9 protein-coding genes are annotated in these 11,629 nt (G+C 45.6%); 4 read left to right on the top strand and 5 right to left on the bottom strand.

All coding sequences use genetic code 11. The features are described 5' to 3' along the window. The 3 genes from ACUVJL_RS32905 to ACUVJL_RS32915 all read right to left on the bottom strand — a co-directional run. Positions 1-3,110 (bottom strand): nSTAND1 domain-containing NTPase (locus ACUVJL_RS32905; RefSeq protein WP_445249672.1); only part of this gene is annotated, 3,110 nt, incomplete at its 3' end. A 63-nt stretch (positions 3,111-3,173) separates the two neighbouring features. Then, positions 3,174-3,461 carry a hypothetical protein gene (locus ACUVJL_RS32910; protein ID WP_445249673.1) on the bottom strand — a complete coding sequence of 96 codons (288 nt, stop codon included), beginning with the start codon at positions 3,459-3,461 and terminating at the stop codon, positions 3,174-3,176. 108 nt (positions 3,462-3,569) lie between these two features. Beyond that, positions 3,570-3,731, bottom strand: a complete 162-nt coding sequence (locus ACUVJL_RS32915) for a hypothetical protein (protein WP_445249674.1) — start codon at positions 3,729-3,731, stop codon at positions 3,570-3,572. Positions 3,732-3,901: 170 nt separating this feature from the next. Here ACUVJL_RS32915 and ribBA point away from each other — a divergent pair, with 170 nt between their 5' ends. The 4 genes from ribBA (at position 3,902) to ACUVJL_RS32935 (ending at position 9,753) form a co-directional block, all read left to right on the top strand. Beyond that, positions 3,902-5,617 (top strand): bifunctional 3,4-dihydroxy-2-butanone-4-phosphate synthase/GTP cyclohydrolase II, encoded by a 1,716-nt coding sequence (ribBA, locus tag ACUVJL_RS32920; protein ID WP_445249675.1) that lies wholly within the window; start codon positions 3,902-3,904, stop codon positions 5,615-5,617. Between the two features lie 478 nt (positions 5,618-6,095). Continuing rightward, positions 6,096-6,437, top strand: a complete 342-nt coding sequence (locus ACUVJL_RS32925) for an HAD domain-containing protein (RefSeq protein ID WP_445249676.1) — start codon at positions 6,096-6,098, stop codon at positions 6,435-6,437. Positions 6,438-6,484: 47 nt separating this feature from the next. Next, on the top strand, positions 6,485-7,924 hold the full coding sequence (locus ACUVJL_RS32930; RefSeq protein ID WP_445249677.1) for a pentapeptide repeat-containing protein: 1,440 nt from the start codon (positions 6,485-6,487) through the stop codon (positions 7,922-7,924). A 98-nt stretch (positions 7,925-8,022) separates the two neighbouring features. Beyond that, positions 8,023-9,753 (top strand): helicase HerA domain-containing protein, encoded by a 1,731-nt coding sequence (locus ACUVJL_RS32935; RefSeq protein ID WP_445249678.1) that lies wholly within the window; start codon positions 8,023-8,025, stop codon positions 9,751-9,753. Positions 9,754-9,829: 76 nt separating this feature from the next. Here ACUVJL_RS32935 and ACUVJL_RS32940 read toward each other — a convergent pair whose 3' ends face one another. Both ACUVJL_RS32940 and ACUVJL_RS32945 read right to left on the bottom strand, forming a co-directional pair. After that, positions 9,830-10,510, bottom strand: a complete 681-nt coding sequence (locus tag ACUVJL_RS32940) for an OmpA family protein (RefSeq protein ID WP_445249679.1) — start codon at positions 10,508-10,510, stop codon at positions 9,830-9,832. A 7-nt stretch (positions 10,511-10,517) separates the two neighbouring features. Next, positions 10,518-11,174 carry a hypothetical protein gene (locus tag ACUVJL_RS32945; RefSeq protein ID WP_445249680.1) on the bottom strand — a complete coding sequence of 219 codons (657 nt, stop codon included), beginning with the start codon at positions 11,172-11,174 and terminating at the stop codon, positions 10,518-10,520. Between the last annotated feature and the right edge of the window lie 455 nt (positions 11,175-11,629).

Raw genomic sequence — 11,629 nt, forward strand, 5'->3', positions numbered from 1 at the left:
ATTTGTTTGCCCGTGAGGGTATTCCACAGTTTTACCGTTTGGTCAAAACTACCAGAAGCTAGCTGCTTACCTTCGGGGCTGAAGCTGACGCTAGTCACTTTGTTTTTATGCCCAGTAAGGGTATTGATTTGTTTGCCCGTGCGGGTATCCCACAGTTTCACTGTCTTGTCAGCACTGCCAGAAGCTAACTGTTTACCATTAGGGTTGAAGCTGATGCTCCTCACTGAGCTTGTATGCCCAGTGAGGGTATTGATTTGTTTGCCCGTAAGGGTATCCCACAGTTTTACTGTCTTGTCAAAACTACCAGAAGCTAACTGTTTACCATTAGGGTTGAAGCTGATGCCCCAAACTGGGCCTGTATGCCCCGTGAGGGTATTGATTTGTTTGCCCGTGAGGGTATTCCACAGTTTTACGGTTTGGTCAAAACTACCAGAAGCTAGCTGCTTACCATCGGGGCTGAAGCTGACGCTAGTCACTATGTTTTTATGGCCAGTGAGGTTATTGATTTGTTTGCCTGTGGTGGTATCCCACAGTTTCACTGTCTTGTCATTACTGCCAGTTGCCAGCAGCTTGCCATTAGGGCTGAAACTGACGGCATTAAGTCTGTCTTTATGCCCGATGAAGGTATTGATTTGTTTGCCTTGACTGATATCCCACAGTTTCAGTGTCTTGTCATCACTGCCAGTTGCTAGCAGCTTGCCATCGGGGCTGAAACTGATGCCCCAAACTGGGCCTGTATGCCCCGTGAGGGTTTTGATTTGTTTGCCTGTGGTGGTATCCCACAGTTTCACTGTGTTGTCATCACTGCTAGTTGCTAGCAGTTTGCCGTCGGGGCTGAAGCTAACGCCATCAACGGTGCTTGCGTGTCCGCCCAAAGTGTTTGGTGCTGCCACATTGGAAACTATATTTAATAATGATAGTTCTACTTGGGTGCGGGTATTGGCATCTACCCAGGGTGTACGCCGCATTAGCACAACTGCTTTTAAACTTGTTTTTACAGCTTTTGACGGATCTAAATTCAAAAGTGCATCGGAATATTGAGCCAGAGAATTAATTTGATTAATAGCAGCACTCCACCAACCAACACCTGCTACTCCTGCTAAACCCAAAGCTATCACCGAAAAGCTACTTAGCCCGATAATTGTTAGTCGCCGTCTGCGTTCCCGTACCTGTCTCTCTCTATCCCGTTCTTTAACGCTAACCTGAATAAAATCTCGCTCCTCCTGCGTCATCTCACCGGCACGTTGACGCAACCAATCTTCTGCCACAGTCAACGACGCACCCCGTAATAACCCTCCAGCATCATGGTTGTTATTTTTCCACTCTTGTAATGCCACCTTCAGCCGTTCTTGCCAAGTCCGAAACTGACGGTTTGCATTCATCAACTCGCGCAGAGTTCCCCATTCTCGAATCAGTGCTTCATGCACTACTTCTACCGTATCTTCCTGTTCTTGCCGGCCTGTGACTACCAAACGCGCTTGATATCCAGCTAAATAACTTACCAAATTCCAATTATCTTCCCCCACTTCGGCACGGGTAGCAACGCGCCTGGTATCCTCCGTTCCTTCCCCTGGACGCACTAATTGCACAAATATTCGCTGTGCCTGCTTTTTCTCTGTTTTGCTTAGTTTTTGATAAATTTGCTCGGCATGATTGGCAATGGCTTTTTTAACCCCGCCAATTTCTTCATAAGCTTGGTGAGTTAACTCTCGGTTGATTTGTTTTTCCCATAACCGAGTGAGGGCAAATTCCAATAAGGGTAAATTCCCTGGTTCTTCTCCCACATCATCGAGAATTCGTTGAGTTAATTGGGGCTCTAATTGTATTTCTAATTTTTGAGCCGGCAATTCAATGGCTTGTTGTAATTCTTCCCGTTTCATGGAACTAAGCAATTGTGGTGTAAACTCCTGCAAAGCATCCCGAAACGGACGATAGGAAAGCACATAACCGTAAAAGTCAGCGCGTAACGTCAAAACTAATGTAATATTTTTTTGAGCGATCGCCGTTAGCAACTCATTAGCAAAACGTTCCTGTTCTTCCTTTACTTGACAAAGCGTGTACAGTTCCTCAAATTGGTCTGCAACCAACAACAACCGTTTACCTGAGTTGCGCTCTAAAATCCGAGATACCACTTGCAGCAAAGTGATTCTACCTTGCTGCATATCACCTGCTAATCCCACCGCTGACCGCAGTTGTTGAGTTTCACCTGCTTCTGGTTCTAATTGCCGCACCAAGGCAGACGCTAACGGCAAAAACGGTTCTTTCCCCGGACGCAAAATTTCAATTAACCAGTTTCCCTCTTTTCGCAATTTGGGAATTAATCCCGCAAATACCACAGAAGACTTACCACTTCCACTTGGCCCAACCACCGCTACCAAGGGCTGTTTGTGGGTTACTTCCGCTAAGTTATTCACAAATTTTTCTTGCCCAAAAAAGAAGTCTGCATCTTCTTCTCCAAAAGCAGCTAATCCTTGGTAAGGGTTAGGCGGAATAACTTCTTCTAAATTAATTGCAATATCATCACTCGCCGAATTAAGTATTTTTTTTGTCTTGAGAACAGGAATTTCGTTTTCCCGAAAGCTCATCATCTGAGAACGACCTAACTCATAGGCTTCTTCCACCCCATACTCAGCAGCAATAGCATCATAAAACGCTACCGCAAAAGCAAGTGCTGCTCTATCTCCCACGGCTCTATTCATGCCAACTACATAATTAACGTATTGGCTAATTGCCTCTGCCTGTACTTCCGAATAACAAGCATTGAGAATTACGCACTCTACACCTTTTTTGGCAAACAATTTAAACATACTAGCGAGGGCATCTGTCTGCACCAGCGCCATTTTTCCGGTATCATCTTCTAGGACAATTCCCTCTTCTCCCGCACCATGTCCGCAAAAGTGAACAATGTGCGGTTGATAATCTAAGATAGCCCGGTAAAAATCACGGGAACGCACCGCCCATTTTTGTTCTAATTTATACAGTTCTCGTTTATTTGCCCTTCGCAATCCTTCGTCAATTTCCCGGATTTCTTGATCCAATCGCAAGGGAGCCGTATTTTTGGGATTAGCTGCCAGAATCAGAATTGTTTTGACGCGGGCGTTGTTACTCATAAGACAAACGAATGAGAGGAGAATTTTTCAACAGGCTAGACGGCTATCCTGAGTTTTAGGTGATTATAAAAATAAAACTTTCCGTGGTACAGGCCGGAAAGCCTGCGTGAGCGAGACGCTCACACTACCCTTTCCACTACAAATCCAGAATAGCCCTTCATCCAAATTAAATGTATATTTGTATTGATTTTTCACATACCAGAGAAACTTTTCATTGCGGGGTGAAAAGAACTTTCTGCCCGCAACTGGCGCGCCGTAGTTCCAGACAACTTCTTGAATCAGATAAAAAGGCACTTTGTCCCAAAGCAGGTAGGAAATCGGAATTGCTTTGGCCCGATCGCGAATTGACAAATAACCTAAATTCAGCCCAAATGCTCCTCGATCGATCGTTACCCGCTAAACCCCTGCTATCCATTGCTCGCACCAGTTGAAATACTCATCTAACACCAAGGATTTTTCCTACTCTTTGCCGATGTTATAAGGCCCGCTGGTAACGGTTAAATCTACAAATTGATCCGGCAGCAACTTCAATGCTTCCAAACAATCCATGTTATAAATTAAGCAATTAGGAGCTTGGAAGTACGGTTTACCTAAAAGTTTCGCGATATCAGTCAAGCTCATGAAATATTAGGGAGCTATTTTGTTGACAAAGTACAAAATTTATAGTAAGTGAGTTCAAAAATATTGTCAAACTCATCTGGACTGGGGAATCGCCCTGTCGGAAACAAAAGGTTACAATCGAAAATACATTCTATTTCCATAACATTACTGTTTATAGCTTGAACTCCTCAGTGCAAAATAACAACACCTCAACTCAATCCTTTCAATTTGACTCAATTGACAGCGCCCTCGTAGACCTCAAAGCAGGTCGCCCCCTGGTAGTAGTCGATGACGAAAATCGCGAAAACGAAGGCGACGTGATTTGTGCCGCCCAATTCGCCACCCCCGACAACATCAATTTTATGGCGGTGAACGCCCGGGGTTTGATTTGTCTGGCTTTGAGCGGCGAAAGGCTCGATCGCCTGGAACTGCCCCTCATGGTCACCAAAAACACCGACAACAACCAAACTGCCTTCACCGTCAGCATCGATGCAGTCAACGGCGTCAGTACCGGCATCTCCGCCGAAGACAGGGCGCGCACCATCCAAGTAGCCATCCACCCGGACACCAAACCTCAAGACTTGCGCCGTCCCGGTCACATTTTCCCCCTGCGGGCGATAGACGGTGGCGTCCTCAAACGCGCCGGTCACACCGAGGCCTCGGTTGACCTTGCCAGACTCGCCGGGCTGTATCCCAGCGGCGTCATCTGCGAAATTCAAAACTCCGACGGTTCGATGGCGAGGTTGCCCGAATTAATCGACTACGCCAAAACCCACAAGCTCAAAATAATCAGTATTGCTGACTTAATTAGCTACCGGCTCAAGCACGATCGATTCGTCCGCCGCGAAACCGTCGCCAAATTGCCCACTCAATTCGGCGAGTTTATGATTTACGCCTACCGCGACACCCAAGACAACTCAGAACACGTTGCTATTGTCAAGGGCGACCCGGCAGAATTTAAAGACAAACCCGTGATGGTGCGGGTGCATTCCGAATGCCTGACCGGCGATGCTTTGGGTTCCCTGCGCTGCGACTGCCGGATGCAATTGCAAGCGGCACTGAAAATGATCGAAAATGTCGGTTCTGGCGTCATAGTTTACTTGCGCCAAGAAGGTCGGGGCATTGGATTGGTAAATAAACTAAAAGCTTACTCGCTGCAAGATTTGGGATTCGATACCGTAGAAGCCAACGAGCGGTTGGGATTTCCCGCCGACTTGCGGAACTACGGCGTCGGAGCGCAAATGCTCAACGATTTGGGAGTTAAAAAAATTCGGTTGATTACCAACAACCCCCGCAAAATTGCAGGTTTGAAAGGTTACGGAATTGAAGTAGCCGATCGCGTCCCCTTACTGATTGAAGCCACAGATTACAACTCGATCTATCTGGCAACAAAAGCCGAAAAACTCGGTCATATGCTGCTGCAAACTTATTTAGTAACCGTGGCGATTCAGTGGAACGAAACGAAGGAAGAAGCCAGAAGCCAGAAAGCAGAAGGAAAAGAGGAAGATTCTGCCATTCAAAATCGGTACGAACACCTGGAGAAACTGCGGCATTTGGCGGCTAGCCAGCACTTGCTGCTGCAAGAAGAAGCGCGGCCGGTGGGAATAGCGCTTTTCGGAGAAGGCTCCCTCATCGTTCACCTTGGCTTCGATCAAGCCGGACTCGCAGCCCCCGACTGGTACTCTGAGGCAAACCATCCTTACGTCAAGGCGATCCGCCACATTCTGGCCGACCTCAGCACCGACCCGAATTTGCAAACATTAGAATTGATGGTTTCCTCCGGTGCAGATCCGCTCAAAACCCTGCAAGTCCAGCTCGATCGCGAGACATTCCCTTTGTCGGAATTAGTCGGAATTTGCGATCGGCTCGAACCTCAAAAAATCTACAGTTTTGCCCCTATTCCCTGAAGGCAGAAGGTAAAAGCCTTCCCCCCTATCCCAGCAGGGGGGAAGGTCAAAGCCCAGAAAAACAGTGAATTTCCAAACAATACTTGTTGATACCAACATCTTCCTTTCGTCAGAAAGCAACTGCCCAGAAAAACAGTGAATAACAATGTTAACGGCAGTCTAAAAAGTCGAGGCAGCGAACACTTAAGAGAGTATCGTATAGCCTTTCTGTGTAACATGAGGTACCCGACGTCCATAGGGCATAGGGCATAGGGCATAGGGCATAGGGCATACCTCACCACGCTTGAGAACTGCTATAGATGCACATTTATCTTTTTAACAAGTATTAAGAGTTATTAAATCATTCAATGGGAATTTTAGTTAATGTTAATTTTTTTAGATATTGATGGTGTCCTTATTCCTAACAGAATACATGAGAAATATGGAGCGCCAGCAAACATAAGGAAATTTAATTCAGCTTGCCTTAATCAATTTGAAAATGTCCTTCGTTCCTATCTATCATGCACGAGTAGTAATTTCATCCTCTTGGCGTGAAGTATTCCCCTTCGAGGTAATCCCTCCATTGTTTTCACCAGATATCGCTAGCCGTATTATCGGATTCACCCCTTTCCTCAATCCCCAAAATATTCACCAACACAAATATCTACGACACCAGGAAGTTCTGGAGTATCTGCGGCAAAATCAAGCAGAAAATTTACCTTGGGTAGCCATTGACGATATTCCCGAACACTATCCGCCAGATTCGCCAGTTGTGGCAATTGATGATTACAATGGTTTTGACCAGAACTCAGCAAAGGTACTTTCAGAATATCTAACTTGATTTCAAATGTTAGGAAAAAAGTATCGGAATAGAGAGGGCGCATTGATATGGAAATGAACGCTGGTGAGTTACTGCACCGGCTCGACCTCAGGGGACAAGCGCTTAAAGGCGCCAACCTCGGAGGTGCGGAACTCCGGGGAGCCAACCTCAGAGGCACCGACCTCCGAGAAACCAACCTCAGCAACGCTATTCTCAGGTATGCAGACCTGATCGACGCCGACCTCACCGGCGCCAATCTCAGCGGGGCGGATTTAGCTGAATCATTTCTCAATTTAGCTAACCTCACTAGAGCCGATTTGAGCCGTGCTGTCCTCCGAGAAGCTACTCTCGTAGGAGCCGAACTCGTGGGTGCCAACCTCAAAGGCGCAAGTTTGATCAAGGCTAATTTAGTTGGAGCAAATCTCCAGGAAGCCAACTTAACCAGAGCCAACCTCAGCGGAGCCGATTTCCGCGGTTCTCAGTTGAGCAACGCCATTTTAGACAAGGCCGTATACAACAACCGGACTATCTTTCCCGAGGATATTGACCCGGGTGCAATGGGAGCATTTTTGCTAGCTCCCAATGCTTCGCTCCCGGGCTTAAATCTGGCTATGGTAGATTTGACCGAAGCCGATTTAAAAGGAGCCGATTTGCGCCGGACAAATTTATACAAAGCTATTTTATTTGGCGCAAAACTCGATCGGGCAAACTTAGCAGGAGCCAACCTCAGCGGAGCAGACTTGAGGGAAGCCAGTTTGAACGCCACGATTTTAGAAAAATCTGTTTATAGCAAGAAGACTTTGTTTTCAGAAGGTATCGACCCCAGTCAGGGCGGAGCTTATTTGATTGCTCCCAATGTATCGCTGCAAGGGGTAAACTTAACCGGAGCCGACTTAAACGGGTCAGATTTAAGTGGAGCTAATTTGAGCGGTTCTAACTTAAGTTCGGTCAATCTCAAAAATGTAGACCTCAGCAGAGCTAGCTTAAAAAAAGCTGACCTCAAAGGTGCAAACTTGGAGGGAACAGATTTGAGAGGAGCCGATTTAAGCGGCGCAATTTTAAAGGAAGTAAACTTGAGTTCTGCTGACCTCCGGGGTGTAGACTTAACAAGGGCAGACCTCAGTGGCGCTAATTTAAGCGATGCCGATTTGAGGGAGACAGATTTCACCGGAGCTACTTTGCTGTTCGCTAACTTGAGCGGGGCAGACTTAAGAGGTGTAGACTTGACAAAAGCTGACCTCAGCGGCGCGAAGTTAAACGAAGCTGACCTTAGAAAAGCAGATTTGATGAGAGTAAATTTGGAGGGAGCAGATTTAACTGAGGTAGACTTAAGCGATGCTCATTTATTCCGGGTTAATCTCAGAGGTGCTAACCTCAAAGGTGTTAACCTCAAAGGCGCAAGTTTAAAAGGGATATTTTTGACAGACGCTTATTTGAGCGAAACGGATTTGACCGATATAGAGCTGAAACCGAGTTTTTTTGAAGTGCCACTAGAATCCGAATGGTAATTAGTTGACTGTTAACAATCGAAAATCAAAAATAAAAAAGCTCCCAGCGAAAATTGCTCGATTATTAACAATCTAAAATCTAAAATCTAAAATCTAAAATGGATCGACCGTTAGGCTCTGTTATTCAAGGTTCCCTGAGCAAGGGATTAGAAGTGCGACTGCACGCCGATGTTTCGGTGGAAGATATGAGGGTGGGGAAATTTCTAGTAGTGCGGGGGGTGCGATCGCACTTTTTCTGTATGCTCACCGACGTGTCTCTCGGAACTTCCAGCGCTCGCATTTTATCGAATCCTCCCAATCCCAACGACGATTTTCTTCTAGCAGTGCTAGCCGGTAGCAGCACCTACGGTACGATAGAACTCTCGCCGATGTTGATGTTGACTGCAGAACGAGAAAAACAGCAGGCAATTTTCGACCCCCTAGGCGGCCCAGTCCGCGAGAACAAGTTGGCCTTAGGAAATTTGGCTTCTTTTGAGTCACAAACGGGTGCGGATATTGAGTTGCTGCCGGTCAAAACTATTCCTAGCCACTTTTCCCAGGTGTTTGATGCCAAAGAAACCGATTTTCGGGCAGTTTTTGGCTGGGAAGATGACCCATACCGCCGCAATTTTGCGATCGGCAAACCGATTGACATGGACGTTGCTGTGTGCTTGGATTTAGACAGGTTTGTGGAACGCAGCAACGGAGTTTTTGGCAAGTCGGGAACGGGAAAATCTTTTCTGACTCGCTTGCTTCTATCGGGAATTATTCGCAAGCAAGCTGCTGTTAATTTAATTTTCGATATGCACTCGGAGTACGGGTGGGAAGCTGTTTCCGAAGGGAAACAGTTCAGCACTGTTAAAGGTTTGCGGCAGTTGTTTCCCGATAAAATTCAGATTTATACCCTTGATCCAGAATCGACCAAACGCCGGGGAGTCCGCGACGCTCAAGAGTTGTTTTTGAGTTTCGATCAAATTGAAGTGGAAGACATCGCCCTAGTGCAGCGCGAGTTAAATTTGTCGGAAGCTAGTATTGAAAATGCGATTATTTTGCGAAATGAGTTGGGAAGTGGTTGGATCAACAAGTTGCTGGAAATGACCAACGAAGATATCCAAATGTTTTGCGAAGAAAAGCGGGGAAATAAATCTTCGATTATGGCTTTGCAGCGCAAACTAGAGCGACTGAATGATTTGAAATACATTCGGAAACGCTGTCCTAAAAATTATGTAACTGAAGTTTTGCAGTGTTTAGATGGTGGAAAAAATGTAGTAATTGAGTTCGGTTCGCACTCGGATTTGCTGTCGTATATGTTGGCGGCAAACGTGATTACTCGGCGCATTCACCAAGCTTATGTGCGGAAAGCAGAGAAGTTTTTGCAGAGTAAAAATCCGTGCGATCGCCCGCAGCCCTTGGTGATTACCATAGAGGAAGCTCACCGCTTTCTCGATCCGGCGATCGTGCGATCGACTATTTTCGGTACAATTGCCAGAGAAATGCGAAAATACTTCGTAACCCTACTGATTGTAGACCAGCGTCCCTCCGGCATCGACGCCGAAGTCATGTCGCAAGTCGGCACCCGGATCACAGCTTTGCTAAACGACGATAAAGACATCGATGCTATTTTTACCGGCGTTTCAGGAGGGCAGAGTTTGCGTTCAGTTTTGGCAAAACTAGACTCCAAACAGCAAGCATTAGTTTTGGGCCACGCCGTACCCATGCCCGTAGTCGTACAGACTCGTCCTTACGACGAGCAATTCTACAGGGAAATCGGGGATATAGACTGGCAAGAAATGCCCGACGAACAAGTATTTGCAGAAGCTGAAGCTGCCAAAATGGATTTAGGATTTTAACAACAGATTAAACCATTATAAAATCCCTCTTTATCAGCGTTAATCTGCGTGCATCTGCGGTAAAAAAATCTAATTCCTATGTTTTAATAATTAACTCAACGCGGCGGTTTTTCTCCCTCCCCACCGGGTTGTCTGAACCGTCTAAATTATTATTAGGAAAAATCGGTTTAGTTTTGCCGTACCCTTTGGTTTGCATTCGGGTACTCTGCACCTTGAAAACGTTAATAAAATAATATTTTACCGCGGCGGCTCGCTTCTGGGAAAGTTCGAGATTATAGGAATCTTCCCCGTGGTTGTCGGTGTGTCCGTTGATGAAAATTTGGGCGTTTTTGTAATGTCTCAGCAGCAGATTGAGCTTGGTGAGAGTGGGTTTAGCTTGGGCGCGGACGTTATATTTGTCAAAATCAAATAAAATAGTTTCTGGCACATTAATTCTGATGCCTTCAGGTACTTTTTCGGCGTTCAACTCTGTTTCAATGTTTTTGACAGTCTCGGTTGTTATTTGAGTTGGTAGCTGCTCCTCTGTGGCAGTTTGATTGGCGGTGATATTCTCAATTTTTACTGTAGTCTGAGCAAGAATTTCAACTTTTACTGTAGTAGGAGTAATTGGTATTGTTTCTAAGGTTGTAACTGCTGTTGATTCTGATTCAACAGTATCGACTTTCGCGGATTTACTGGCAGCCAAATCAGAGGATGAGGTGGCGAAAAGCACTGATGAGATTATCGTAGTATTAATCAGTCTAATTAGCTTGGTCATTTCTCAATTACCTGTTAATGGGAATATTGTCGAATAGGGTAATAGAGCTACCATCATTTATAGTGGAATATAGCCCCAAATACTTGGCTTTCGGTTGTAACCAACCTACGAATACAAACTGCCCTTTGAGCGTAGTGCCTGGTTTAATCAGAATTTGGGTATTTGTGGAGGGAGGTAATAAATTATATCGTTGGTTATAGTTGTCGTAGAGATACATACCATCTTTACCATTAAGCATTACAACTTCCTTGCTACCATTTGTAATCGCCATAGTCACTATAATGCTATCTTCACCAAAGGTAATTTTTGTCAGCCGTCGCCATAGTTGGTTAGTGATAACCCGGAGGTCGTAAGTTTGCGTAGGTGGCAGAGAGTTTGTAGGTTTCTGGGCAACCTCTAAACTCGTTTGAGTCGGAATTGGTGTAGGATTGGGAGATTGAGTTTGAATTGGCGTAGGAGTTGGAGTATTGGGTGCGGGCGATGCGGCGGTTTCTTGTGCTCTTGGTGTTTGAACGGGAGGTGAAATTGATGGAGTTTGAATTGGCGTAGGAGTTGGGATATTGGGTGCGGACGATGCGGCGGGTGCTTGTGCCAATGGGTTTTGCACACAGGCGACACATACCAGCGATAGTAATGCTAATTGTGGGAAATTTTTAGCTTTCATTGCTGCACCCGATCGAGCTTTTCTGCTAATTTTAATAGAGAGTGGTAGCTTTTGTTGCGGGTTTAATCTAAAATTGAGAATTAGATGAGCTACAAAGTACGCGCGTGCGTAGCTATCCCGTAGGGAATCGCCCTTAAAATCTCTTTAACTAGAAATTACGATCGAACGTCAAAAAAATTAGCCCCCAACTTTACACCTCTTGCAAAAGTCCTTTACATAAATTTATTGGACGGGCAAGATGCCCATCCCACAAGAAAAAATAATTCTTGTGGGATGGGCATCTTGCCCGTCCTAGTTATTTTTGCAAGAGGTCTAATGATTTAGGATCGCTATAGCACGTGTTTTTTTATAGTTAAATAACTTTGTGCAAAGTCAGAATTGGCTAAAAAAACGCCTGAGGTTAGGGAGCAAGGAAGCTAACTGTTACTTTTGGAAGATGTCGCTCAAACAAAAAT

Source organism: Microcoleus sp. OTE_8_concoct_300, assembly GCF_031383065.1.
Classification (GTDB): Bacteria; Cyanobacteriota; Cyanobacteriia; order Cyanobacteriales; family Microcoleaceae; genus Microcoleus.